Below are 24,395 nucleotides of genomic sequence, written 5' to 3' on the forward strand. Positions count from 1 at the left end.
TCGGTGAACTCCCCGCAGAGCGCCAGAACCCGCGTGGAACGCGTTCACGTCGACAGGCGCAGGTGGTGGGGGCTCGTCGTCCTCAGCGTCGCGCTGCTCATGGCGTCGATGGACAACACGATCCTCAACATCGCCCTGCCGACACTGGCCCGTGAACTGCACGCCACGAACGACGCCCTGCAGTGGACGGTGGACGCCTACCAGCTCACCTATGCCGGTTTCCTGCTGGTCGCGGGCGGCCTCGTCGACCGCTGGGGACGCAAACGCACCTTCATGACGGGCGTGGTGCTGTTCGGAGTGTGCTCGATCGCCGCCGGGCTGGCCCGTGGCGCGGCCATGCTCATCGCGGCACGGGCCCTCACCGGCGTCGGCGCGGCCCTGCTCACACCGTCGACCCTGGCCGAGGTCTCTGTGCTCTTCCGCCGCCCGGCCGAGCGGACGACGGCCTTCGCCATCTGGTCGGCGGCGAACGGCGCCGGCGCCGCAGCCGGCCCGCTGCTGTCCGGCGCTCTCCTCGAACACTCCACCTGGTCGGCCATCTTCCTCATCAACGTGCCACTGGCCGCGTTCTGCGTCGCGGCCGGCGCCGTTCTGCTGCCGCACGCCGCACCCGACCGCGCCGACGAGCACATCGACTGGTCGGGCGCCATCGCCTCCACCATCGGCCTGTCCGTGCTGTGCTGGGCCGTCATCTCGGCGCCCGGCCTGGGGGCCAGATCACCGCTCGTGATCGGCGCATTCCTCGTCGGTCTGGCCGTGCTCGGCCTCTTCCTCCAAGGACAGAGGCGGGTCAGGGCGCCGCTGGTCGACCTGACATTGTTCAGACGGCGTCGCTTCACCGTCGCGGTCGCCGTCTCCGGCCTGGTCACCGGTGGGGGAGCGGGCGCCCTGTTCGTGCTGGCCCAGTACATGCAGTACGTGCTGACGTTCACGCCGTGGCAAGCCGGTATGGCAATCATGCCGGTCGCCGCCTGCATGCTCATCGGCGCCGTCTGCGCGCCGAGACTGCTCGGCGCGATCGGGATCAAACGCATCGTCGTCACAGGCCTCGTCCTGGTCACCTGCGGTTTCGCCGGCCTGGCCATGACGGCGTCGTCCATGGCCTACTCGCACCTCGTCGTCGGTGCCTGTGCCTTCGGGCTGGGCGCCGGCATGCTCATGCCCGCCGCCACCCAGGCCGTCATGGACTCCCTGCCCGCCGGCTCCGAGGGAGAGGGCTCGGCCGTCAACAGTGCGCTCATGCAGGTGGGCAGTGCTCTCGGTGTGGCCGTCATCGGCAGCCTGCTGGCCTCCGCCTACCGGGCCGGTCTCGAGGGCAGAGCAGTGGTCGGCGGCTTGGACGAGGCGACTCGTGAGACGGTCCTGAGCTCTGCCGGTGAGGCCTTCGCCATGGCCATGGACGGCATGGACGAGCTGCTCGCCGCCATGCGTGAGGCCTTCTGCGCCGGCACGACCCTCGGGCTGGGGGTGTGCGCCGGTGTCGTCGCCACGGCAGCCGTCGCGGTCGTCGTCCTGTATCCCGCCCACCAGGGGACGGGGGACACCTCGACGGGGCCCGCGCAGCCCCACAGCAGCGCGGAACACGCCTGAGCGCCCCCTTCCCCGCCCCCGCGCACTCGCCGGGTGTGGTGGATCGCCGGTGGGGATATATAGTTTTCTCGGCAACCAAACGTGCCCGGGGTCGGTGGAAATCCGAACCGGCGGTAAAGCCCGCGAACCAGCCCAGCTGGCCGAACCGGTGAGATTCCGGTGCCGACGGTCACAGTCCGGATGGGAGAGCACGTGCAGGCCCACGGGGTCGGCGTCGGCATGCGCCGAGCCACTGATCCTGCGCTTCGCCCGCACCCCGGTCACGACAGCGTGACGGGGAGATGCACGACGGATGAGGACGATCAAGGCCAACAGGGCGCCGGCGCCGCTTGTCGTGCGTATCGGTGCACCGGTCCTCGTGTTCTGCGTCCTGCTCGTCGCCTGGCAGCTCGTCGTCTCCTCGGGCGCCGTCCCGTCGGCCCTGCTGCCCGCCCCGGGTCAGGTGCTTGCCCGCCTGGTCAGTGACCTGAGGGCCGGCTTCCTGGTGCAGCGCACCCTCGTGACGATCTGGGAGGCGATCCTCGGTTGCGCGCTCGCCATGGTCGTGGCCCTGCCGATCGGCTATCTGATCGCCCATGCCCGCCCGGCCGAGGCTGCGTTCTCGCCGTACCTGGCGGCCTCGCAGGCGATCCCAGCAGTGGCGATCGCCCCCCTGCTGGTCATCTGGGTGGGCTACGGCCTGCTGCCGATCGTGCTGCTGTGCGCCCTGCTCGTCTTCTTCCCGCTCGTGCTGTCGACCACGCTGGGGATCCGCACCGTCGATGACGAGATCACCGAGGCCGCCGAACTCGACGGCGCCTCGGGCTGGTCGATGATCGCTCACATCGAAATGCCGATGGCCCGGTCGGCGATCCTCACCGGCATCCGCAACGGCTTCACGCTGTCTATCACCGGTGCCGTGGTCGGTGAGTTCGTCATGGGCGGCAAGGGCCTCGGCATGATCGTCTCGGTGGAGTCGGCCACCGCCGACACCACCGGCCTGTTCGCCACGCTCATCGTCCTGTGCGCGCTCGCCGTCGTCATCTACATGGCGCTGGTCCTGGCCGAGCACCTCACCGACCCCTGCCGCACGCGTGCCGGTGAACGCGCCGAACCCGGGGCCGACGACGCCGAGTCGCTGCCGGCGACCACCGCCCTGATCCCACCTGCCGTCCCCGAACTCGATGCCCGAACCGCCGACAAGGAGCTGATCGCATGACCCATTCCCGCTTCCGCCGCCTGTGGCAGGCCCTGCTCCTGGCCCTGGGACTGACACTCGTCGTCTCGGCCTGCTCCGGCGCCGACTCGTCCACCGCAGACACCGGTGGCGACGAGATCGTGGTCGGCCTGACCTACACCGCCGACATCCAGTTCTCACCGTTCTACGTGGCGGCCGAGAAGGGCTACTTCGCCGATGAGGGGCTCACCGTGACACTGCGCCATCACGGCACGTCGGAGTCCCTGCTCGGCGCCCTGCAGTCCGGTGACGAGGACGTCGTCTACGCCGGCGGCGACGAGATGATGGTCAACCGCGCCCAGGGCATCGACGTCGTCGACTTCGCCACGATCTACCAGAGCTACCCCGGCGAACTCATCGTCCCCGCCGACTCGGCCATCGGCTCCCTCTCCGACCTGAAGGGCCACTCGATCGGCGTCCCCGGCGAGTACGGGGAGACCTGGTACACCCTCCTGGCCCTGCTCGACGAGGCCGGCTTGAGCCGTGAGGACGTCGACATCCAGACCATCGGGTTCACCCAGCAGTCAGCCCTCATGACCGGCAAGGTCGATGCCGTCGTCGGTTTCGCGAACAATGACGCCGTCCAGTTCCGCCAGGCCGGCTTCGACATCCGAGAGATCCCCCCGAGCCCGGACACCCCTCTGGTCGGTCTCGGCCTGGGCGCCATGGCCGCGACCGTCTCCGAGCGAAGCGCCGACCTGACCGGGCTGCTCAATGCCCTGGAACGTGCCGCTGATGACTGCATCGCCGACCCGGACGAGGCCGTCGAGCTGTCCGCCAGGTACATCACGACGCTCACCGACGACGAGCAGCGGGCGAAGGCCAAGGCCACCCTCGAGGCGACCAACGCCCTGTACGGCGATGACTTCGGCAGGCAGGACTGCGACACCTGGGCCGCCATGAGCACCTTCCTGGCCGAGAAACAGATCACGGCCGAGGCCGTCGATCCCGGACGGGCCCACACCATGCTGGGGTGAGGCCCCGCAACACGACCGGCTTCTGCCCGTGCTGGCCGTGGACGGTCCCGGCTAGAGTTGAGCCGCGAACCAGTGCCGCAGCCCGTGGTTCGTGAACCGGAGCACATCAGGAGTGAGTCCATGACATCGGCCGAGCCCAGGACGCTCGTCGAGACGAAGAGGATCCGTCTGTTCGACGAGGACAGGCCACTCGACTTCGTGCGGGGCGGCCGGCTGACCGACGTCACAGTCGCCTACGAGACCTACGGTGCCCTGAACAAGGCCCGTGACAACGCCGTCTACATCTGCCACGCCCTCACCGGCGACGCCCATGCGGCCTTCTGGCACGAGGGCGACACCCATCCGGGCTGGTGGGATGTCATGATCGGGCCGGGCAAGGCCATCGACACCGACCGGTGGTTCGTCATCGCATCGAACATCCTCGGCGGCTGCCAGGGCACCACCGGCCCCTCGGACCTCGACCCCGCCACGGGCGAACCATATGGCCTGAACTTCCCGCTGATCGACATGCACGACTTCGTCACGGTGCACCGCGCTCTCCTGGCCGCTCTCGGCGTGGACCACCTGCATGCCGTCGTCGGCGGCTCCCTCGGCGGCATGCAGGTGCTCGACTGGTCCCTGACCCACCCCGAGGACATGGACCAGGCCGTCATCGTGGCCGCATCCAGCCGCCTGACCGCGCAGAACATCGCCTTCAGCGCCGTCGGACGTGAGGCGATCATGCGGGACGAGAACTTCTACGACGGCCGCTTCGCCGCGCACGACGTCAACCCCACGGTCGGGCTGGCCGTGGCGCGCATGATGGCGCACATCACGTACACGAGCGAGGAGGGCTTCGAGGAGAAGTTCGCCCGGCGTCCCCAGTTCGACGCCCGGCATCCCGGTTTCGGCGTCGACTTCGCCGTCGAGAGCTATCTGGACCACCAGGGCAGCGTCTTCGTGAACCGTTTCGACGCCCTCACCTACCTGTACCTGACGCGCGTCATGGACTACTTCGATCCCTTCGCCGACCCGACCGCCATGGACAAGGTCGCCCGGACCGCCCTGAAGTACCTCGTCATGAGCTTCGACTCCGACTGGCGTTTCGGCACCGCCCACTCCCGACGCATCGTCCGCCGGCTGCAGTCACGCGGGCTGCCGGTCAGTTTCCGCGAGATCAGTGCGCCGTGGGGCCACGATTCCTTCCTGATGAAGATCGACCCCTATCTCGACACCGTCCGAGCCTTCCTCGAGCAACCGGCGAAACCGAAACCGAGCATCTACCGTCGACGTCTGGGGAGGCACCACTGATGCCACCCGATCGCCTGACCCAGGGCCTGCTGCGCCACGACCTGCAGTCGGTGGCCGCGCTCATCAACCGCGGTGAACGAGTCCTCGACCTCGGCTGCGGCGACGGCGACCTGCTCGCCTACCTGATCGGCGCCATGGGCTGCACCGGCACCGGCGTCGAACGCGATCCCGGAGCCGTCATGGCGGCCATCGGCAGGGGAGTGCCGCTGATCGAGCTCGATCTCGACACCCAGCTGGAGGAGTTCGGCGATGACTCCTTCGACGTCGTCGTGCTGTCCCGCACACTGCAGGCTGTGCTCCACCCCAAGGACGTCATCGTGCAGATGCGCCGCATCGGCCGGCGTCTCATCGTGACCATGCCAAACTTCGGTTACTGGCAGCACCGGTTGCGCCTACTGAGCGGCCGCATGCCGCAGAGCCGCGATCTGCCCTACACCTGGTACGACACCCCGAACCTGCACCACACGACACTGGTCACGCTCGAGGAGTTCTTCGACGAGTGCGGTCTCGTCATCGAGAAGCGGATCCCCCTCGATGGCAGGGGACGCCAGCCGCGCATCGGCGAACACTTCCTGCAGCACGGCGCGAATCTGCTGGCCGGCTCGGCGATCTATGTCCTCGCCCGCAGCAACTGACCCGCCGGGACGCGGGGCACAATGCGGGCAGCCGGCCTCTGCCCCGCGTGTTCTGACAAAATAACGGTCATGGAGTCGACCGACCAGAAGATTCTCGCGCTGCTGGCCCGCGACGGGCGGATGTCTTTCACGGACATCGGCCGCGAAACCGGCCTGTCAACGTCCGCCGCCCAGCAGCGCGTGCGGCGTCTCGAACAACGCGGCTTCATCCTCGGATACCGCGCCCAGATCAACAGCAAGGCGCTCGGTCGTTCGCTGGTCGCCTTCATCAAGATCATTCCGGTCAGTCAGGTGAGGGACGACTCCAGCGTGGTCGAAATGCTTGAGCAGATGTCGGAGATCACCGCGTGTTACTCGGTGGCCGGTGACGCCAGCTACCTCTGCCAGGCCGAGGTCGACACCCCCGAGGAGCTGGACGATCTGCTCACCCGCATCCGCATCGCGCAGCCGGTGGCCACCTCGACGACGATCGTGCTGCGCACCATGTTCGCCGGCAAACCCCTCGTCGACGATCCCGACACCGCGAGCGGCCCGTGAACGCCGCACCGCACACAGCCGCTCCGGCGGCCGGCGACCGTCGGCACCATCGCTCAGGGGCCCGGCGTGGCGGGCCACCGCCACTGGTCCTGACCTGGTGGATGTCGCTCGTGGCATCCCTGGTGGCCGGCGGGCTGCTCGCCCTGGCCTTCCAGCCCTTCGGCCTCTGGTTCACCGCGCCGCTCGGTGTCGGCCTGCTGTGCTGGCTGTCCCGCCAGGCCCGCGTACGCCGGGTGCTGTGGTCCGGGTTCGCCGCGGGACTGGTCATGTACGGGGTGACGGTCAGTTTCGAGTACGTCGTGGACTGGTGGCTGCCGCTGCTGCTCGTGCCGGTCCTGGCCCTGTGGGTCGGGCTCATCGCGACCGTCCAGCGTCTCGTCCAGCGACTGCCGCTGTGGCCGTTGTGGGCCGCTGCGGCGTGGACTGCGGTCGAGGCCTGCGCGCAGCGCTTCCCGCTGGGCGGCTTCGCCTGGGACCGGCTGGGATTCAGCACCGCCGATGCGCCGTTCGGCGGTTATCTGTGGGTTCTCGGCACGGCGGGCACGGGATTCGTCGTCGCTGTGACCGGCACGCTCCTGCTCGCCGCCCTCGACGGCCTGGCAGGAACGCGCCGTCGTGTCGGACGAGTCGTGACGCCCCTCGTCGTGGCGGCCCTCGTCCTCGCCGGCGGGGTGGTGCTGCGGGCCGTCCCCGTGACCGCAACGGACGAGGGCGAGGTGACGATCGCCGTCGTCCAGGGCGACGTCGACGGCTCGGCGGGTCCGCACACCATGGGCTACGCGCGTTCGGTGACGGACAACCACGTCTCCGAGACCATCATGGCGATGGCCCGCGCCCGGACGGGCCTGGACCCGATGCCCGATCTGGTGCTGTGGCCGGAGAACTCAACGGACATGGACCCGAACACCGACGAGCAGACCCGCGAACTCATCGGCCGGGCCCAGTCCATCGCAGGCGTCCCGATCCTCGTCGGCGCCGTCACCGACGGACCCGGTGCCGACGAGCGCCAGACGACGGCGCTGTGGTGGACCGCCGCGGGCGAGACCGACCGCTACGCCAAGCGCAACGCCGTTCCCTTCGGCGAGTACACCCCCATGAAGGACCTCGTGTTCGCGCTCGTGCCGATGGCCAGGCAGGTGGGACGGCAGACGGTGCCGGGCACCGAGCCCGGCGTCATCGACGGGGAGCTCAACGGCGGGCGCGTGCTGAGCGTCGGCGCCATCATCTGCTACGAGCTGGCCTTCGACGCCACCGTCTACGACACCGAGCGCCACGGCGGCCAGGTGATGACGGTCCAGTCCAATAACGCGACCTACGACGGCACCATGCAGCCGCTGCAGCAGTTCTCCATCACCCGCATCAGGGCCATGGAGATGCGGCGTGAGATCGTCGTGTCGACGACGAGTTCCTATTCCGGCCTGATCGGAGCCCGCGGCGAGGTCATCGCCCGCAGCACCCCGGGTACCGCCTATGCCCAGTCCTTCACCGTGCCGGTTCGCTCCGGGACCACGCCGGCCATGACGGTCGGTCCGCTCTGCGAGCTGGTGGGCGTTGCCCTGGTCGCGGCCGGCGCGGTGGCCGGGGTGATCGTGGGTCGTGCACGGCGCAGGGAGACGGATCGCTAGACTGAGCCCGTTGCCGCGCCGCCGCTGCAGTGATGTCTGATGGGCCCGTGCGGGCCCTCTCCAGTACGAGGAGTGTGTCATGGTTGACCGCAAGCACGAGTCCCTCGACAAGGTGCTCGTCATCATCCCCACCTACAACGAGGCCGAGAACCTGGAACCCATCGTCCAGCGGCTGCGCGAGGCGGTGCCCACCGCGGACGCCCTGATCGCCGATGACAACTCCCCGGACGGCACGGGTGCCATCGCTGATCGCCTGGCCGACCAGGACGACCACATCCATGTGCTGCACCGTGCCGGCAAGGAGGGCCTGGCGGCCGCCTACGTCGCAGGCTTCCGGTGGGGGCTGGAGAACGGCTACGACGTGCTCGTCGAGATGGACGCCGACGGGTCCCACCAGCCGCAGTTCCTGCCCGCCATGCTCGCCGCGTTGCGCGATGCCGATATGGTGAAGGGATCACGCTGGGTGCGCGGCGGTGAGGTCGTCGACTACGACCCCAAGCGCGAATGGCTGTCACGGCTGGCGAACATCTGGATTCAGGCCGTGATGGATCTTCCGGTCCGTGACAGCACCGGCGGTTTCAACGCGTTCCGGGCCGGTGCACTGGAGAGCATGGACCTCGACACGATCGCCTCGAAGGGGTACACCTTCCAGGTGGATCTCACCCGGCGCGTCATCGCGGCGGGTGGCACGGTGGCCGAGGTACCCATCAGTTTCCCGGACCGCCAGCTCGGCGAGTCGAAGATGAGCGGTTCGATCATCGTCGAGGCGCTGCGCCGCACGGCCGGGTGGGGTTACGAGAAGCGTTCGGCCCAGGTCAGGGAACTCGCCGGCGCGGCAGCGGCCAGGATCAAGCCGCTGCTCGGCAGCCTCACCGACCAGACCCGCTGACCGGCGAGGACCGGACCGTCGGCACCTTCTCTGCCGCCGCGGTGAGCCGGCGGCCGGCCTTGCGCGAGCAGCTTCCTGCGGCCCTTGAGCGCATTCGGGGAGCCGCAGAGCGGTCAGTAGTGCGGGGTGTTGCGCACGACCTCGAGGCGTTCGGCGAGTAACTCCTCCAGCTCGGAGATCGAACGGCGTTCCAGCAGCATGTCCCAGTGGGTGCGAGGCGGTTTGACCTGCTTGTCCTCGGGCTGGGTGCCGTCGGAACGAGCCGCCACGGCCCCGCAGCGCGGGCACTCCCACTCGGCCGGCAGCTCGGCCTCGGTCGAGAACGTGATGTCGAAGTGGTGGCCCTTGGGACAGTCGAAGCCCAACACCTTGCGGGCGGCGAACTCGACACCTTCCTCGTCCTCGAAGCTCTTGGCCCCGAGGCCCATACCGCGTAGTGCTCGATCTGCCATCTCAATTCCTTCGTGTCCTGGCCCTCACGGGCGATCCTGCATGACTCGGACGTATCGGCAGGGATGTCTTACCGTCTTCAACGAGGTGTGCACCGTCATTGTTCCACGGGCCGACACGACCCCACTGCCCCCACCACCCATTATCATCGGGCCCGGAATCGCGCACATCCCGTCGCCTGCCTCCGGGCCGCCCGTCCCGGGCGGGTGCCTCACCACAGCCCACGGTCCATGCACAGGGCCTTCAGCTCGGCGATCCGGTTCGAGACGATGCCGTCGACGCCGGCATCCATGAGCGAACGCATCTGGTCGGGGTCGTCGATCGTCCACACGTGGACGCGCATGTCACGGCCGCGAGCAGTGCGCAGCAGCCCTCGGGTCAGGACGGTGATGTCGGCAGGCCCGATCCGCTGCCGCACGGGGATCTGGAAGGCCTGGACGCCCGCATTCACGAAGCGGGGGAGCACCGGCACGAAGGACGACCAGGCGACCGCGCACAGCGACGCCGACGTGGCCACCCGGGGCCCCATGGCCCGACGGAAGGCGGCCAGCCGCAGGGGGCTGAAACTCGCCACGCAGACCCTGTCATGGGCGTTGTGACGACGAATCGCCCGCACCAGCGGCGTGATGGCGTTGGACTCCTTGATGTCGATGTTGATGCGCGCCTCGGGCAACGCCTCGAAGACCTCGTCCATCGTGGGAATCGGTTCGCGGCCGCCGATGCGGGCGGCCCGCACCTGGGCCCACTCGAGTTTGGCGATGGCGCCCCGCTGATCGGTGACCCGGTCGAGCCTCATGTCGTGGAAGGCGAGCAACTCCCCATCCGACGTTGCATGCACATCGGTCTCGACGTAGCGGTAGCCCAGGTCGTCGACTGCGTGCCGGAAGGCCAGCAGGGAGTTCTCGAACTCCTCACCGACACTGTCGTCACAGCCGCCGCGGTGGGCGAACGCGGAGAAGGGCACGTCGAAGAACGCGTAGTCGCTGGCGTTACGGCTTCCACTCATGATCCGGGGACGCCTCTCAGCCGACACCGGGAAGACGGGACAGCAGCCGGACGGCCCAGCCAGGAACCCAGGAGGGGATGCCGACGACCAGCAGAGCGATGTAGAAGCAGACCACGACGACGCCGCCGAAGACGCACACGCCGATCACCTTCGCCCGCCTCGACCAGCACTCGACGTGGCGCACCACCATCAGGACGGTGACGGTGATGCGGTGCGCCCACCGGAACTCGCTGGCCAGGACGGCCATGCCGATGAGGAAGAGCGGAATACCGCCGGGGCCCGGCAACCAGCCCGTGAGCGCCGACAGGATGAGGAGAAGGGCGCCGAGAACACCGACACCGATGCGGTAGGCCAGGGAACTGGCCGGGTTCGCATGAAGACGGGCGCGCCAGGCGAACCGCTCCCGACGGGGGATGAGCCAGCGGTGCATGGCCGGCCTGATGCCGTGCGCCCGGGGCGCGGTCGCGTCGTCGCCATCGTCTCGTGCAGCGTCCGGGCCATCGTCGTGCGGCCTCGGGGGTGTCGGGCCCTCGCCGCCACTGTTCGCCGGAGGGTCGTCGAGCGGGGCGTCCGGGCCAGTCGGATCCGCAGACGCCCCGGGAAGCACCGTGAGCGGGCGGCCTGCCCCGGCGGCGGTCTCCTCGTCCGGACCGGGCAGCCCATGCGGCCCGAGGGCGTGGAGTCGCTGCTGCGGCCCCTCGTCGAAGACCTGCGCTGTGCTCACGGGTCAATGCTGCCAGAAGAACAGACCCGCCAGGGCGTTTCCACACCCGGATGGGTTCTCGTGGGGGAGCCGGCAGGCCAGAGCTCCACCCGTGGTCGCAGGGTTGCGTCGTACCGGGGGAGCAGCGCAGTGGGCCCGGCCACCCCGGCCGGGCCCACTGCTGGAATCAGCCGTGGATCACTCGTAGAAGGGCTCCACGTGGGCGCCGAGGGCGTTGAGCCGGGTGGGCAGGTCCTCGTAGCCCCGGTTGATGACGTAGACGTCCCGCAGCACGCTGTTACCCCTCGCTGCGAGCATCGCCAGGAAGAGGCAGACAGCGGGGCGCAGCGCCGGGGGCGAGACCATGTCACGGCCGCGCCACCGCGTCGGACCATTGATGACGAGCCGGTGGGGATCGAGCAGCTGCACGTTCGCGCCGAGCTGCGACAGCTGCAGCAAGTGGATGGAGCGGTTCTCGAAGACCCAGTCGTGGATCTGCGTCTGGCCGTGGGCCGTCGCCGCGATGACCGCGAAGAACGGCAGGTTGTCGATGTTGAGGCCCGGGAACGGCATGGGGTGGATCTTGTCCTGGGGCGCCTTGAGTTCACTGGGTCGTACCGTGACGTCGGTCAGGCGGGTGAGCCCGTTGCCGGACCGGTATTCGTGCCCGAGCGAGAAGTCCAGGCCCATCTCCTCCCCGAGCACCGCGAGCTCGACCTCGAGGAACTCGATGGGCGCGCGCTCGATGGTGAGCTCGGAGCCGGTGACGACGGCCGCGGTGATGAGGCTCATCGCCTCGATCGGGTCCTCGCTGATCTGGTACGAGACGTCCATGCTGGGCGCTTCGTCGAGACCGTGGATGACCAGTGTCGTGGTGCCGATGCCCTCGATCCGCACGCCGAGCAGCATGAGGTAGGCGCACAGGTCCTGCACCATGTAATTGGACGAGGCGTTGCGGACGACCGTCGTGCCCGGGGTGACGGCTGCGGCCATGAGCGTGTTCTCGGTGACCGTGTCGCCGCGCTCGGTGAGGACGATGCGCCGTTCGCCCCCGCTGTCACGGTCTGCCGTGACGTGGTACTGGCCATTGGTGGCATGAACCTGAACACCGAAGTGGCGCAGTGATTGCAGGTGGGGCTCGACGGTGCGCACGCCGAGATCGCAGCCGCCGGCGTAAGGCAGCTGGAAGGTGTCGTAGAAGCGGCTGAGCGGACCCATGAACATGAGGATCGAGCGGGTGCGGCGGGCTGCTGCCTCGTCCATGCCGGTCAGGTCGAGCTCATCGGGGCGGTGCAGCGTGAGGTCCTTGCCGTCCGGCGACCATGAGACCTCGACGCCGATGCTCGTGAGTACCTCGAGGAGCCGATTGACCTCCTCGATGTGGGCGATGCCCTTGAGCACCGTACGCCCGCGGTTCAGCAGGCTCGCGCACAGCAGCGCGACGGCGGCGTTCTTGCTGGAGCGCACCGGGATGGAGCCCTCCAGGTGCGTCTCACCGCCGATACGGAAGTTCAGGGCGCTCGTATTGCCGGGGACGATGAGGGGTGCTTCCAGGGCGTTGGCGATCCGGTTGATCGTCTCCAGGGACAGGTTCTGGTGCCCGGACTCGATTCGGTGGATCGCGCTCTGGCTCGTGTTGAGTTCGGAGGCCAGCTGGTTCTGGGTCATGCCGCGCTGCTTGCGGGCATCGCGGATGAGACGGCCGATGTTGGCGGGGGTTGGTTCCTGAGTCACGACGACATCATAACTCATCCGTGAGATATTTCATCTCTGGTAGGTCCGGGATGAGACGACCGTGCCGGGCCACCGCGGGGAACAGGGCCGATGTTGCTCAGAGCGAACCCGTCACTAGGGCCCATCCAGGTGGGGGCTGATCATTTACAGTGACGATATGAGCGCTCATTTTGATGTAGTTGTTCTCGGTGCCGGCCCCGGCGGCTATGTCGCCGCCATCCGTGCAGCGCAGCTCGGCCTGAAGACCGCGATCATCGAGAAGCAGTGGTGGGGTGGTGTCTGCCTCAACGTGGGCTGCATCCCCACGAAGGCCCTCCTGCGCAATGCGGAACTGGCCCACATCGTGACGAAGGAGGCGGCGACCTTCGGCATCAGTGGTGACATCACCGTCGACTACGGCACGGCCTTCGCCCGTAGCCGGCAGGTCAGCGACCGCATGGTCAAGGGCGTCCACTACCTGATGAAGAAGAACAAGATCACCGAGTACGACGGCTACTGGGGCACCTTCGTCGATGCGAAGACCCTCCAGGTCGCCAGGGACGACGGCACCACGGACACCGTCACCTTCGAGAACTGCATCATCGATGTCGGCGCCACGGCGAAGATGCTGCCCGGCACGAGCAAGTCCGACAACGTCTACTCCTTCGAGGAGATGATCCTGTCCGACCAGCTGCCCGACTCGATCATCATCGGTGGCTCGGGGGCCATCGGCACCGAGTTCGCCTACGTTCTGGCCAGCTACGGCGTCGACGTGACCATCGTCGAGTTCCTCGACCGCATGGTCCCGAACGAGGACGAGGAGATCTCCAAGGAACTCACCCGCGAGTACAAGAAGCTCGGCATCACGATCATGACGAGCACCGCCGTGCAGTCCGTCGTCGACACCGGATCCGGCGTGGAGGTCACCGTGGCCCCGGCCTCCGGCGGCGAGTCCCAGGTGCTGCACGCCGACAAGATGCTGCAGGCCATGGGTTTCGCCCCCCGCGTCGAGGGCTACGGCCTCGAGAACACCGGGGTCGCGCTCACCGAACGCGGCGCCATCGCGATCGACGACTACTGCCGCACCAACGTCCCGGGCATCTACGCCATCGGTGACTGCACCGCCAAGATGATGCTCGCCCACACCGCCGAGGCGATGGGTTCCGTGGCCGCCGAGACCATCGCGGGGGTCGAGACGATGCCCGTCGACTACACGATGATTCCGCGGGCCACCTACTCCCAGCCGCAGATCGCCAGCTTCGGTCTCACCGAGAAGCAGGCCAGGGATGCCGGCTACGAGGTCACCACGAGCAAGTTCCCGTTCAGCGCCAACGGCAAGGCCGTCGGCATGGGCGCCGCCACCGGGTTCGTGAAACTCGTCGCCGACAGCCGCTACAACGAGATCCTCGGTGCGCACATGATCGGTGAGGGCGTCACCGAGCTGCTGCCCGAGCTGACCCTCGCTCAGAAGTGGGATCTGACCGCCGGCGAGGTGGCCCGCAACGTCCATGCGCACCCGACCCTGTCCGAGGCGCTCAAGGAGGTGGCCGAGGGCATCGAGGGCCACATGACGAACCTCTGATCGCCCGATCCGGTCATCGTCTGTCGTTCGCTGCTGGGGCGCCCTGTTGTCGGGCGCCCCAGCAGTCGTGAGTGGCCCCGTCAGCGTCGGCGTCTGCGCAGCGCGCCCGTGATGAGCAGGTCGAGGCACCAGACGGCCCACACGGCGAGGAGCGCCCAGACGGCGAGCGACGGCGGTGCCTTCGTCAGCTCGATCGCGAAGAAGGCGGCGAAGAGCGGAGCCTTCTGGTTGAGGGCGAGGACGCAGCCCGCCCCGGCGACGGCCAGCATCACCGTCGTGGCCGGATCAGCCCCGGCCACGACGCCCACGATCCCGCCGGTGCAGGCCCCAACGGCCAGCGAGGGCGTCAGCAGACCCCCGGTCGACCCGGTGACGAGAGCCGTTGCGGTGCCGCAGGCCTTGGCCACCAGCAGGGTGATCAGCGCCGCCGGCGTGAGCCCGCCGGCCAGGACGTGCTGGACGATCACCTGGCCGTTCCCGACGACGAGGGGCTGCCAGACGGCCAGCACCGCGACGGCGAGCGCCCCGAGCGGGACGGTCCCAACGAGCAGGCGGGTCGGCGGCGCATGTCTCCTGGCGGCGCCGATGAGCGCGTTGAAGGCCCATCCGACGAGTAGGGCGGCCGCCACGGCGACCGGGAGCAGCCAGGGGCTGTCCGGCGCGGCGGGTGTCACGGGCGGCACGGCGTAGACGGGTTCGTCGTGGTTGAAGGCCCACGAGACGACGGTGGCGATGACGCAGACGAGGGCCGCCAGCCCCGTGTGCGCCCAGCCGCGGCGGGTGCGCAGGTCGGGGCGCAGGATCAGTTCCACCGTGTAGAAGGCGGCCGCGGCCGGGGTGTTGTAGACGGCCGCCAGGCCGGCACCGGCCGCGGAGCCGACGAGCAGCCGGCGTTCCTCCTCGCCGAGCCGCGTGCGGTCGAGCACCATCTGACCGCCGACCGCGGCGAGGATGCGCGGTGCCGACTCCCTGCCGAGCGAGAGTCCCGAGCCGACGATGAGAAGTTGGGCGAGGGCGTCCGCGACACTGCTCCTGACCGGCAGGCGGATGCGTCCGGCCGGATCGGGGTCGACCGCCTCGGCGATGCCGGGCGGCATGCCCCTGGGCCGGCGGCGGATCATCCGCCAGCAGAAGCCGCAGGCCAGACCGGCCAGGACGGCCACGCACAGGCGTCGCCACACCGGCGCGGCGGCGACGCCGTCCGGGGCCGTGGTGTAGTCGAAACCGAAGCAGATCGTCTCGATGCCGATCGAGAGACAGCGGGTCAGTGAGCCGATGAGACCGGCGACCATGGCGACGAGCACGACGACCAGACCCAGCCGTGCCCGGTCACGCGCGGTCGCCGGGCGATCCGTCATGTACCGCCCTCGGCCGCGACCTTGGCCGCCTCGGCCTGTGCCGTGACCGGGTCGAGATAGACGCCGGGGCCCACCGGATCGCCGTGCTCGTCGGTTCGGAAGACCAGCGGCTGGGCCGCCGGAATGTTGAGGTGCTCGACCTCGGTGGCGGACAGGTCGCTCATGAGCAGGCACAGTGCGCGCAGGGAGTTGCCGTGGGCGATCACGGCGATGGGGCCATCGGCCGAGGCCAGGCGCTCACGCAGTGCGGCCCAGAAGGGACGCACGCGCTCGACGACGTCGGCCAGGGACTCGCTCATTCCGAGCGTGAGCGGCCCGAGCCCGTTGGCGCCGGACCGCCATGCGGCGCGCTGCTCGGCGGTGGCCGGCGGAGGCTTTCCGGTCAGGGTGCGGCGCCAGGTGAAGAAGGCCTCCTCGCCCCAGCGCGCGCGGCACTCGTGCTTGGGTACCCCGGTCAGGCATCCGTAGTCGCGCTCGGCCAGCCGCCAGTCCTGACACAGCTCAGCATCCGGGCACAGCGCCGTCCGGAGGCCCTCGGCCGTCCTGGTGGCGCGCAGCAGGGGGGAGGTGATGAGCAGGCGCGGGCGCAGTCCCGCATCGGACATGAGCCGGGCCGCGACGTCGATCTGGGCGATGCCGCGCGCCGAGAGATCGACGTCGAGCAGGCCGGTGAAGATCTGGTCGGCGTTGTAGACGGATTCGCCGTGACGGACCAGGACGAGGGTGCGCCGCACCTCACCGTTGTGCATGGTCGCCTCCCTCCGCGGCATCGGGGGACCAGTCTATGGGACCGGTGTCGGGCGTCGCCCGGGCTCTGGGCGGACCCGCGGCGCTCAGACGGACTTCAGATTCGTCAGCCTGCCGTACTCGTCAAGGGCGGCCTGGTAGACGGTGCCGTCGGCGAAGGCGATGCGCCACCCGCCGGGCTCGTGCTGGGTGAACTGCAGCCCGTACCACTGCGCGTAGGCACGCACCGGCTCGGTGACGTCCACGCCCTGTTTGACCAGGTCCATGACGCGGAACGGGAAGTGGGCGGGGGAGGGTTCGAAGCGGGGGACCGATTCGTCGTGGATCGTCATGAACGCCCGTCCGGATCCGTAGCTCCACGAGTACTGGGCGCGTGGCGCGAGCCAGGCGAAGCACGCGAACTGCAGGGCCCAGGCCGGTGCGCCCTCGGTCGAGGACATCTCGTCGACGGGGAACTTGGCGGTGCGCAGCTGCCAGACCCGGTCGTGGAGGGGGCTGGCGTCACGCAGCCAGACGGCCGCCTCGATCATGGGATTGCCCTGGTAACCCGAGTTGGCCCAGGACCACAGCCAGGTGTTGTCCAGGCCCGAGAGGGAGCCGAGCAGCTGGGCCTTGAACGTGCGATCGCCCAGGCTCAGGGTGCCTTGGTCGGGGTCGAAGGCGAAGGGTTTGTTGGAGTCCTCGCCGAGCCACTCGTGGAAGGCCATCTGGTTCTCCATGACGATCAGCTCGTGCAGCGAGGCGAAGCGGCACAGATCGGAGTGGTCCACGGGGGCATCGGGCGCGATGACGGGGAAGGGTGATTCTGTCATGATCCTCCTTGGATGGGGTGGTCTCACGGCCCGGGAACGCGCCCCGGTGCGCGAGATTTCGTCAGTGGGAACATCCGCAGGCGCCGCCGCAGCCGCACCCGCCCTCGGAGTGCCCGGCCATCGGCACCTCGATGGGGGAGCCGCTGCCGGGCCTGCTCACGGCCGGCCTGGCGGTGTTCCCCGGCGCCTGAAGGGCCGGGGCGTCACGGGTCGTCGTGTTCTCGCCGGGCAGGGTGATGGACCGGACCGCCTTCGCGGCACCGGCATAGCGCCGCAACTGGTCGGCGCTCGGGTACCGCCCGTACAGCATGATGAGTTCGTCGACGGTCGTGGCGGGCAGCTTCTCCTCGCCCTCGGCCTCGATGAGGCGGCGGGTCACCAGGCTGCGCCGGAAGGCCTCCGGGTTGCGTCCCAGGCGCAGCCGCTCGACCTCGATGCCCTCGGCTGTGACCGCGGCGACGGCCCGCTCGAAGGCAGCCAACTCGGCCGGGTCCACCTTGTCGGCGGCCTGTTCGTAGATGCGGATGCTGCGCATGAATCCCCTCGTCATGTGGTGGAACGTCCCGGGGGTGTTCCCTGACCGCAATCCTACGATGCGTCCGGGGGAGCGGGGCGGCCGGCCTTCGCCCCGCGCGTGGACCGGTGCGGAAGCCGCTCGGCACGACCCCGCACGACTCCGCGGCGCACGGTGAAGTGCCAGCTCAGGCCGTTGCTGGTGAGCACCTGCGGGCGCAGCTCCTCGGGCAGGATGCCGGTGCGGTCGGTGTAGCCGAGCAGGTACTCGTCGAACGGGGGGAGCGTGTACGTCCTGGCCAGGGCACGTTCCAGTTCCCTGGTGGTGATGCCGGCCTGCCAGTCGGGCACGTAGTACGCGCCGTCCCTGTGGTAACCGGTTCCCAGTTCCAGGGCGCGCCGGGCCGTGGTGCGCCCGCAGTGCGTCCACCAGACGAGGTCGTCGAGCGTCGCCGGGCCGTGCGAACTGACATAACGTGTGGCCAGTTCCGCCAAGGCCTCCTCATCGGTCAGCGTGCGCTGCGGGACGGGCAGCTGATCGGTGAGCCTGAAGACCTCCTCGGCGCCGCGCCGGGCGCCCTGGACGACCATGCCCTCACTGCCGAGGACGCGCAGCAGGCGTGGACCGTGCCGTGCGGCCTGATCGAGACCGGCCCGTGCGAAGGCCTCGTAGCACTGTCTCCTCGTCAGCGGCCCCTCGGCGAGGGCCTCGTGGAGAACACGTCGCGGCTCGTCGAACCCGGCCGGCAGGCCGAGCCACGCCGCGTAGGCGTTCGCCCGGGGCAGCCCGCAGAGCCGGCTGAGCCAGGCTACGTCCTCGGCCGCCATGAAGTGCAGGGTGCCGCGCTGGGGCCAGCATCGTGCGATGCGACCGGCCTCGAGATCGGCCTCTGTGCCCTCGGTCCACCTTCTGCTGCGCCGACGGCCCTGGCGGATCGCGACGGCCTCCAGGCCACCGGTGTAGTTCTGTCCCTGGATCGCCAGCATCCAGCGGCAGACGTCATGGGGCGTGAGTTCCCGGCCGGCCAGTGGATGGGCCTGTGAGGGCGCGAGCAGTTGGGCGATGAGCCGGCGCGCGGCGATCTCACGGGTCTTCATGGGCACGGGGCAACGGTACTCACACCACGGTCAGGGCTCGACGAAGATCCCCGTACCGCCCGCTGGTTTCTCGTTCGAGGGCGGATGCCGGACACGCGTTCGACACCAGCCACCATTCAATGCCCGATAATCAGCATTATGTCAGATCGGCGTGGCGTAGGGATGTCATCGGCTCATCGCCGTTCCCCCGCCCACGCCCTGAAGCCGCCACTGCGATTGCATGCGGTCCGGTGTCACTGATCGACGCGCCAGTGGATGCGGCCATGGCTGGCGTACGGGATCCCCCCTTGCGAGCTTGTGGCCAGCGATGGGCAGATCAGTGGCCACAAGCCCGGAATGCTCGCGACCGGCTTCGGGCTCATCCTGCGAACACCCCACGCGGCGGCCGGCCGGGAGCATCAAGGGGTGTGGAACCCGGGGGCCTTGAGCCACGCAAAAGTTATGTTCCCACATGAACAACCTGTGAGTACATTGTGTATCGATATTACGCTGTCGGCGAAAAGTCGGACCCTGCTTCTTCGTCACCTGGTTTCCTGGCCCGTCTCCCCCGCGATGCACGGTGCCGCCGGGCAGCGGTACTGTTCCGCCCATGACTGATCCTCGCCTGTTGTGGGTTCCCGGTGTCGATGAACAGCGGGCCCGGCTGATCAGGCTGGCCGGGCAGGTACGATCCGCCGGGCTGGACGCCCTCGTCATCGCACCCGGCGCCGATCTTCGCCACGTCCTGGGGCGCTCCCAGGGCTCGCACGAACGCTTCACCGGCCTCGTCGTGCCGGCAGACGACGAACCGTTCCTCGTCGTCCCCCGCCTCGAACGTCCCGGCTGGGCGGGTTCGGACGCCGAACGGCTCGTGGACGTGCCCACCTGGGCCGATGGGGAGAACCCCTACCGCCTCGTCGCCGGCCGGCTCGCTCCCGGTGCCCGTGTCGGCGTGGACGACTACATGCCCAGCATGCACGCTCATGGCCTGGGCGATGCGCTCGGCGCGGCGACCGTGCCCGGCGGCCCGGTGATCCGGGCGCTGCGCATGACCAAGACGGCCGATGAACTCGACGCGCTGCGCGGCGTCGGCGAGGCCATCGACCGCGTCCACGCTCGCGTCGCCGAGTGGCTGCGGCCGGGCCGCACGGAGGCGGAGATCGGCGCCGACATCGCCGCGGCGATCGTCGAGGAGGGGCACCGCCGCGCCGACTTCGTCATCGTCGGCTCCGGCCCCAACGGGGCCAGCCCCCACCACGAGCAGTCCAACCGTGTCGTCCAGCCCGGTGAACCCGTCGTCATCGACATCGGCGGCCCCGCGCCGAGCGGCTACTTCAGCGACTCGACCCGCACCTACGTGTGCGGCGAACCCGCCGACCCGGAGTTCGAGCGCGTCTGGCGGATCGTCCAGGACGCCCAGCGGGCCGGTATCGACGCGGCGCGGGCCGGTCTGCCCTGCTCCGGTGTCGACGCCGCCGCCCGCGCTGTCATCACGGATGCCGGCTACGGGGAGTACTTCATCACCCGCACCGGCCACGGCATCGGCATGGAGGTCCACGAGCACCCCTTCATGGTGCGCGGCGACGACACGCCCCTGGCGCCGGGCATGACCTTCTCCGTCGAGCCCGGGGTCTACCTGCCGGGCCGATTCGGCGTGCGCATCGAGGACATCGTCGCGATCGGCGCCGACGGTGCTCCGGAGCGCTGCAACCACAGTCCCCAGGACTGGCGGCTGCAAGCCTGATCCGCCGCCCATGACAACCCCGGCGAATCCCAGGCCGCCACGGGAACCGGCACGAGGCAGAGCCCTCGTGAGCGGGCTCGACCACCGCCATACGATCGGCGCGTCCTACGTCGCCTACGTCGTGCAGGCCATCGTCAACAACCTCGGTCCGCTGCTGTTCGTCGTCTGGCACGACAGCTTCGGGGTCTCACTGGCCAGGCTCGGCTCGATCATCGGCCTGAACTTCGGCATTCAGCTGGTCATCGACTTCTGCTCGGCGAAGATCATCGACCGCATCGGCTACCGCGTGGCCATGGTCATCGCCCACGTCGCCGCGACGATCGGTGTCGCCGGTCTGGGCTGGTTCCCCTTCGTCATGGCGGATCCCTACACGGGTCTGCTGACCGCCATGGCGATCGCCGCCGTCGGGGGCGGCCTGCTCGAGGTGCTCGTCTCCCCCGTCGTCGAGGCCTGCCCGACGAGGAACAAGGCCTTCCACATGAGCCTGCTGCACTCGTTCTACTCGTGGGGGCAGGTGGGCGTCGTCCTGCTCACGACGGCCGGTTTCCTGCTCCTCGGCATCGCCTCGTGGCGGATCGTCTGCTTCTGCTGGGCGCTCGTCCCGCTGGCCAATGCGGTGCTGCTGTGGTGCGTGCCCTACTACGAACTGGTCACTGACGGGGTCTCGATGAGCTACCGCCAGCTGTTCGCCAGGCCGTTGTTCTGGGGGTTCGTCGTGCTCATGCTGGCCGCCGGCGCCGCCGAGCAGTCGATGAGCCAGTGGGCCTCGGCCTTCGCCCAGAACGGTCTGGGCCTGACCAAGACCGTCGGTGACCTGTTCGGGCCCATGCTGTTCGCCCTGTGCATGGGCGGCTCGCGGGTCTTCTTCGGATCCAGGGCGACGCCGGCCACGTTGTCCCGCATCGTGCGGTTCTGCGCCCTGCTGTGCATCCTCGCCTATCTGCTGGCCATTCTCGCTCCCCTGCCGTGGCTGGGCCTGGCCGCGATGGCCCTGTGCGGTTTCAGCGTCGGCATCTTCTGGCCCGGAACCTTCTCCCTCGCCTCGCAGGCCTTCCCGCGCGGCGGTACGGCGCTGTTCGCCCTGCTCGCGCTGGGAGGCGACGCCGGCTGTGCCCTGGGCCCGGACCTGGTCGGCCATGTCGCCGACCGCTTCGACTCGCTGGCTACCGGCCTGGGCGTGGGGCTGGTCTTCCCGGCCGTCATCCTCGTCACGACGACGTTGGTACGCACCGGGCACTCCCCCGGCGCTGCTCGGGTCTGAGCGAACGGTTCCGTACCGTCATGGCCGCCCCGACGGGCCGTCCGCCCCCGCAGCACGGCGCGAGCGGATCATCCTGGACAGCAGTGCACGCCAGCTCACGTGGTCGGAGTCGCTGAGATAGGCGGTGGTCAGCGCCCTGCCGATCGAGGGCAGGTGGCTGTGGTCGGCGTAGACGAGGTAGAGGGGGTGGTAGTCGGGCCCGAACTTCGACTTGAAGTGGTGCAGCGAGGTGAAGCCGTAGAACGGCTCGATCGCTCCCGCGATCTGGTCGACGAAGCCTGTGACGGTCTCGGCGACCTCGTCCTCGACGGGCTCGTCCGCGCGCTCCGCCCTGGCGAGCGGCGAGCCGGACAGACTCATCACCGCGTAGCCCTCCTCCTGGAAGGTGAGCGCCGCCTGCCCGATGAGCAGCTCCATGCCGCCGCGAAAGGCACCGGGACGGCCGCTGCGGCGCATGACGTCGAGCAGCCAACCGCTCACCCGGCCGTCGGTGTGCAGCGGAAGCCAGGAGGCCACGGCGTGCACCCGCCCGGACTGGTCGACGGCGAGCTGGCAGCGCACGGCCGGGTCATCCATCTCGGGCAGGCCGCCGAGGGTGAAGCCCATGGGCGGCAGCCCCTGCTCGTCCTGCCAGCCCTCGACGACGAGGGCGATGTCATGGCGCAGTTGCGCCGAACACTGCGGCAGGGTCGTCCACTGCACGCTGATGCCCTCACGCCTGGCCCGGTTCATGGCGGTGCGGACGTCCTGGAAGCGTCTGCCCCTGAAGGTGACCTCACCGAGTTCGAGCCGGGACTCCTCGGCAACCTGCAGGACGTGCCAGCCACGGTCACGGGCCGCCCTGGCGAACTCGGAACCGACCGAGTAGAAGCAGGGAACGAGTCCCCGCCCGTCGCAGAAGGCGCTGAACCGGTCGGCCGCTCCGGCCTGGTCGGCGCTCAGTGGCTCCCCCACCGCCAGCGCGACCCCGTGCGAGGCACGGTAGGCGACGGCGGACTCCCGGCCCGGGCCGAACCAGTGGGTCACCCCGGACCAGGTGGCCATCCACGAGAGGAGACCGCCCTTGCCCTCGGTGACGAGTTCGCGGATCCGCGTCCCGTCGGCCGTGGCGCGCACCGGGTTCGACGCCATGTCGTGTCTGAGCGCGACGAGGAAGACCACCGCGGTCAGCGGCGGGATCACCGTGGTGAGGAGCTCGGTGGGCAGCGAGGTGGCGGTGAGGGCAGGCGCCATGCCGGCGAAGACCTCCAGGCCCAGTACGCGTGCGAAGGCGTCGTGGGTGAGGTCGCCGATCCGGCCGTCGGGCTGCCACGAACCCGCCATGATCAGGCCGGCGAGGACGAAGACCGCCATGCCGGCGACGTACAGGCCGGCATAGCGGACCAGGCGGATCAGAACCTCGCGGGAGGACAGTCTGACGGTGAACAGTCCGGCGCAGAGCATCAGCATCGTGATGACCGCCACCGGTTCGAGCGCCGGGACGAGGTCGACCAGCACGCTCGCGGCACGCCCCCGGTTCTGCCGCTCCCCCGGGTCCTGGGAGCCGGCCATGCCGGTGACGATGAGCAGGACGGTCGAGGCGCCCATCACGACGCTGACGCCGAGCGCCCAGCGCCAGGCGGACCGCAGGCCGCGGAGCAGCCCCACGCAGGCCACCAGCAGGATCAGTGAGGGGAGCACCGTCGTGAGCAGGGTCCCGAACCCGGCGGCGTCGTGGAGGCGGGCCAGCGTGCATGCGTGGCGGCTCGCCAGCGCGCAGATGACGCGCACATCGGGGGAATCGAGGGAGCCGGTGCTCAGGTATCCGCCGAGCTGGCTCAGGGGGCTCTCCATGGTGGCCGACCAGGCCGACAGGAACGGGCCGATACTGGTGCAGGCGACGACGAGCGCCACGAGCAGACGCTGTTCGGACCGTACCGGGCGGACGCCCGTGCGGTGGCGGCCGCGCCACATGAGGGCGCCGATCATGAGTCCGGCGAGCATGCAGCCGCAGGTGAGGCAGGCCGTTGAGGTCGGGTCGTACAGCATCCAGGTGACGGTGATGGCGAGTCCAGCCCAGCGCACCCGCGCGCACCACAGCCTGGACATGCCGGCCGAGACCGCCATGAGCGTGCCCATGAGAGCCGGGAGGGCTCCGCAGGTCCAGCCCTCGCGCATGGCGGCTGCCCATTCCGGCCACCAGGGGTGGATGGTCCAGGTGAGTGCGGTGACGAACAGGAAGCCCGCCAGCTGACAGGTGACCAGGACGAGGCCGTAGCGCCGGGTGCCGAGGCGCTGTTCGACGGCCGGTCCGATGACCGTCACGGCGACCAGGACGACGAGCAGCGCCGTCCACGTGCCCGGGGTGATGAGTTCCAGCCCGATCCTGCCGGGGGTGATCGTGGCGGGGTCGAGACGCAACCAGGGCCGGTGGGCGACCGGGCCGATCGAGATCGGACTGGACGGGGTCAACCAGTCCTCGATCACGGTCATCAGGAGGGAGACGAACGCCAGGGCGAGACTGGCCGGAGCGTGCCACAGCCGGGCGCACCAGCCGGCCGGTCCCGCCGCGGCAGCCGAATAGCCGACGGCGGTTCCTGGCGGCGTCGTGTCGGCTACTGCGTGCATGGCCCGATGGTAAGGAACCACGCGCCGAGAACCCGACATGACGGGCCGGGCCGGCCCAGGTCG

General features: G+C 69.4%; 21 protein-coding genes and 1 riboswitch. Of the genes, 11 read left to right on the top strand and 10 right to left on the bottom strand.

Annotated elements, in window-relative coordinates; genetic code table 11:
• The first annotated feature begins 3 nt into the window (after positions 1-3).
• From PROPJV5_RS00760 to PROPJV5_RS00795, 8 genes are all read left to right on the top strand, one after another.
• A complete protein-coding gene (locus PROPJV5_RS00760) occupies positions 4-1,590 on the top strand; it encodes an MFS transporter (RefSeq protein WP_239018335.1) in 1,587 nt (528 codons plus the stop codon).
• Positions 1,591-1,667: 77 nt separating this feature from the next.
• Positions 1,668-1,786: riboswitch (FMN riboswitch) on the top strand.
• Between the two features lie 96 nt (positions 1,787-1,882).
• Positions 1,883-2,788, top strand: coding sequence for an ABC transporter permease (locus tag PROPJV5_RS12985; RefSeq protein WP_119714439.1), 906 nt, complete (start codon positions 1,883-1,885; stop codon positions 2,786-2,788).
• Positions 2,785-3,783, top strand: coding sequence for an ABC transporter substrate-binding protein (locus PROPJV5_RS00770; protein WP_119714440.1), 999 nt, complete (start codon positions 2,785-2,787; stop codon positions 3,781-3,783). Before PROPJV5_RS12985 ends, PROPJV5_RS00770 begins: the two co-directional genes overlap by 4 nt.
• A gap of 120 nt (positions 3,784-3,903) precedes the next feature.
• Complete coding sequence (gene metX, locus PROPJV5_RS00775; RefSeq protein ID WP_119714441.1) at positions 3,904-5,073, top strand: homoserine O-acetyltransferase MetX; 1,170 nt, start codon at positions 3,904-3,906, stop codon at positions 5,071-5,073.
• The gene (gene metW / locus PROPJV5_RS00780) at positions 5,073-5,708 is read left to right on the top strand and encodes a methionine biosynthesis protein MetW (protein ID WP_119714442.1); all 636 of its coding nucleotides are present in this window, start codon (positions 5,073-5,075) and stop codon (positions 5,706-5,708) included. Before metX ends, metW begins: the two co-directional genes overlap by 1 nt.
• A 69-nt stretch (positions 5,709-5,777) precedes the next feature.
• Positions 5,778-6,245: an Lrp/AsnC family transcriptional regulator gene (locus tag PROPJV5_RS00785; RefSeq protein WP_119714443.1), complete on the top strand. Its 468-nt coding sequence runs from the start codon at positions 5,778-5,780 to the stop codon at positions 6,243-6,245.
• 110 nt (positions 6,246-6,355) lie between these two features.
• On the top strand, positions 6,356-7,870 hold the full coding sequence (gene lnt / locus PROPJV5_RS00790; RefSeq protein WP_182858509.1) for an apolipoprotein N-acyltransferase: 1,515 nt from the start codon (positions 6,356-6,358) through the stop codon (positions 7,868-7,870).
• 79 nt (positions 7,871-7,949) lie between these two features.
• The gene (locus PROPJV5_RS00795) at positions 7,950-8,759 is read left to right on the top strand and encodes a polyprenol monophosphomannose synthase (RefSeq protein ID WP_119714445.1); all 810 of its coding nucleotides are present in this window, start codon (positions 7,950-7,952) and stop codon (positions 8,757-8,759) included.
• Between the two features lie 113 nt (positions 8,760-8,872).
• Here PROPJV5_RS00795 and PROPJV5_RS00800 read toward each other — a convergent pair whose 3' ends face one another.
• The 4 genes from PROPJV5_RS00800 to PROPJV5_RS00815 all read right to left on the bottom strand — a co-directional run bounded on the left by PROPJV5_RS00800 (position 8,873) and on the right by PROPJV5_RS00815 (position 12,652).
• Entirely contained in the window at positions 8,873-9,211 is a 339-nt protein-coding gene (locus PROPJV5_RS00800; RefSeq protein WP_119714446.1) for an RNA polymerase-binding protein RbpA, read from the bottom strand.
• 209 nt (positions 9,212-9,420) lie between these two features.
• Entirely contained in the window at positions 9,421-10,215 is a 795-nt protein-coding gene (locus PROPJV5_RS00805; protein WP_119714447.1) for a glycerophosphodiester phosphodiesterase family protein, read from the bottom strand.
• A gap of 16 nt (positions 10,216-10,231) precedes the next feature.
• Positions 10,232-10,939 (bottom strand): PGPGW domain-containing protein, encoded by a 708-nt coding sequence (locus PROPJV5_RS00810; protein WP_119714448.1) that lies wholly within the window; start codon positions 10,937-10,939, stop codon positions 10,232-10,234.
• A 177-nt stretch (positions 10,940-11,116) separates the two neighbouring features.
• The gene (locus tag PROPJV5_RS00815) at positions 11,117-12,652 is read right to left on the bottom strand and encodes a UDP-N-acetylglucosamine 1-carboxyvinyltransferase (protein WP_275403684.1); all 1,536 of its coding nucleotides are present in this window, start codon (positions 12,650-12,652) and stop codon (positions 11,117-11,119) included.
• Between the two features lie 157 nt (positions 12,653-12,809).
• On the opposite strand from PROPJV5_RS00815, the gene lpdA reads away from it, so the two are divergent.
• A complete protein-coding gene (gene lpdA, locus PROPJV5_RS00820) occupies positions 12,810-14,213 on the top strand; it encodes a dihydrolipoyl dehydrogenase (protein ID WP_119714450.1) in 1,404 nt (467 codons plus the stop codon).
• Positions 14,214-14,293: 80 nt separating this feature from the next.
• Here the strand turns inward: lpdA and PROPJV5_RS00825 are convergent, their stop codons facing one another.
• The 5 genes from PROPJV5_RS00825 to PROPJV5_RS00845 form a co-directional block, all read right to left on the bottom strand.
• Positions 14,294-15,571, bottom strand: coding sequence for a chloride channel protein (locus PROPJV5_RS00825; protein ID WP_119714451.1), 1,278 nt, complete (start codon positions 15,569-15,571; stop codon positions 14,294-14,296).
• Positions 15,568-16,320, bottom strand: a complete 753-nt coding sequence (locus PROPJV5_RS00830) for a 2,3-bisphosphoglycerate-dependent phosphoglycerate mutase (protein ID WP_182858510.1) — start codon at positions 16,318-16,320, stop codon at positions 15,568-15,570. The genes PROPJV5_RS00825 and PROPJV5_RS00830 overlap by 4 nt, the downstream gene beginning before the upstream one ends.
• Before the next feature lie 84 nt (positions 16,321-16,404).
• Positions 16,405-17,130, bottom strand: coding sequence for a DUF6882 domain-containing protein (locus PROPJV5_RS00835; RefSeq protein ID WP_119714453.1), 726 nt, complete (start codon positions 17,128-17,130; stop codon positions 16,405-16,407).
• Positions 17,131-17,191: 61 nt separating this feature from the next.
• On the bottom strand, positions 17,192-17,665 hold the full coding sequence (locus PROPJV5_RS00840; protein WP_182858511.1) for an arsenic metallochaperone ArsD family protein: 474 nt from the start codon (positions 17,663-17,665) through the stop codon (positions 17,192-17,194).
• 53 nt (positions 17,666-17,718) lie between these two features.
• Positions 17,719-18,741: a winged helix DNA-binding domain-containing protein gene (locus tag PROPJV5_RS00845; protein WP_119714455.1), complete on the bottom strand. Its 1,023-nt coding sequence runs from the start codon at positions 18,739-18,741 to the stop codon at positions 17,719-17,721.
• Positions 18,742-19,330: 589 nt separating this feature from the next.
• Between PROPJV5_RS00845 and PROPJV5_RS00850 the strand changes: the two genes are divergently transcribed.
• Positions 19,331-20,464 carry a M24 family metallopeptidase gene (locus PROPJV5_RS00850; protein WP_119714456.1) on the top strand — a complete coding sequence of 378 codons (1,134 nt, stop codon included), beginning with the start codon at positions 19,331-19,333 and terminating at the stop codon, positions 20,462-20,464.
• 67 nt (positions 20,465-20,531) lie between these two features.
• Entirely contained in the window at positions 20,532-21,725 is a 1,194-nt protein-coding gene (locus tag PROPJV5_RS00855) for an MFS transporter (RefSeq protein ID WP_220474280.1), read from the top strand.
• 18 nt (positions 21,726-21,743) lie between these two features.
• Here PROPJV5_RS00855 and PROPJV5_RS00860 read toward each other — a convergent pair whose 3' ends face one another.
• On the bottom strand, positions 21,744-24,332 hold the full coding sequence (locus PROPJV5_RS00860; protein ID WP_182858512.1) for a bifunctional lysylphosphatidylglycerol flippase/synthetase MprF: 2,589 nt from the start codon (positions 24,330-24,332) through the stop codon (positions 21,744-21,746).
• Positions 24,333-24,395 lie beyond the last annotated feature (63 nt).

The sequence above is a fragment of the Propionibacterium ruminifibrarum genome (genome assembly GCF_900289195.1).
In the GTDB taxonomy this organism is placed as follows: domain Bacteria; phylum Actinomycetota; class Actinomycetes; order Propionibacteriales; family Propionibacteriaceae; genus Propionibacterium; species Propionibacterium ruminifibrarum.

Bases quoted from the DNA above. Each gene is read 5' to 3' on its own strand.
- PROPJV5_RS12985 (WP_119714439.1), top strand. From the start codon at position 1,883: ATGAGGACGATCAAGGCCAACAGGGCGCCGGCGCCGCTTGTCGTGCGT.
- PROPJV5_RS00770 (WP_119714440.1), top strand. From the start codon at position 2,785: ATGACCCATTCCCGCTTCCGCCGCCTGTGGCAGGCCCTGCTCCTGGCC.
- metX (WP_119714441.1), top strand. From the start codon at position 3,904: ATGACATCGGCCGAGCCCAGGACGCTCGTCGAGACGAAGAGGATCCGT.
- metW (WP_119714442.1), top strand. From the start codon at position 5,073: ATGCCACCCGATCGCCTGACCCAGGGCCTGCTGCGCCACGACCTGCAG.
- PROPJV5_RS00785 (WP_119714443.1), top strand. From the start codon at position 5,778: ATGGAGTCGACCGACCAGAAGATTCTCGCGCTGCTGGCCCGCGACGGG.
- PROPJV5_RS00795 (WP_119714445.1), top strand. From the start codon at position 7,950: ATGGTTGACCGCAAGCACGAGTCCCTCGACAAGGTGCTCGTCATCATC.
- PROPJV5_RS00800 (WP_119714446.1), bottom strand. From the start codon at position 9,211: ATGGCAGATCGAGCACTACGCGGTATGGGCCTCGGGGCCAAGAGCTTC.
- PROPJV5_RS00805 (WP_119714447.1), bottom strand. From the start codon at position 10,215: ATGAGTGGAAGCCGTAACGCCAGCGACTACGCGTTCTTCGACGTGCCC.
- lpdA (WP_119714450.1), top strand. From the start codon at position 12,810: ATGAGCGCTCATTTTGATGTAGTTGTTCTCGGTGCCGGCCCCGGCGGC.
- PROPJV5_RS00825 (WP_119714451.1), bottom strand. From the start codon at position 15,571: ATGACGGATCGCCCGGCGACCGCGCGTGACCGGGCACGGCTGGGTCTG.
- PROPJV5_RS00830 (WP_182858510.1), bottom strand. From the start codon at position 16,320: ATGCACAACGGTGAGGTGCGGCGCACCCTCGTCCTGGTCCGTCACGGC.
- PROPJV5_RS00835 (WP_119714453.1), bottom strand. From the start codon at position 17,130: ATGACAGAATCACCCTTCCCCGTCATCGCGCCCGATGCCCCCGTGGAC.
- PROPJV5_RS00840 (WP_182858511.1), bottom strand. From the start codon at position 17,665: ATGCGCAGCATCCGCATCTACGAACAGGCCGCCGACAAGGTGGACCCG.
- PROPJV5_RS00845 (WP_119714455.1), bottom strand. From the start codon at position 18,741: ATGAAGACCCGTGAGATCGCCGCGCGCCGGCTCATCGCCCAACTGCTC.
- PROPJV5_RS00850 (WP_119714456.1), top strand. From the start codon at position 19,331: ATGACTGATCCTCGCCTGTTGTGGGTTCCCGGTGTCGATGAACAGCGG.
- PROPJV5_RS00860 (WP_182858512.1), bottom strand. From the start codon at position 24,332: ATGCACGCAGTAGCCGACACGACGCCGCCAGGAACCGCCGTCGGCTAT.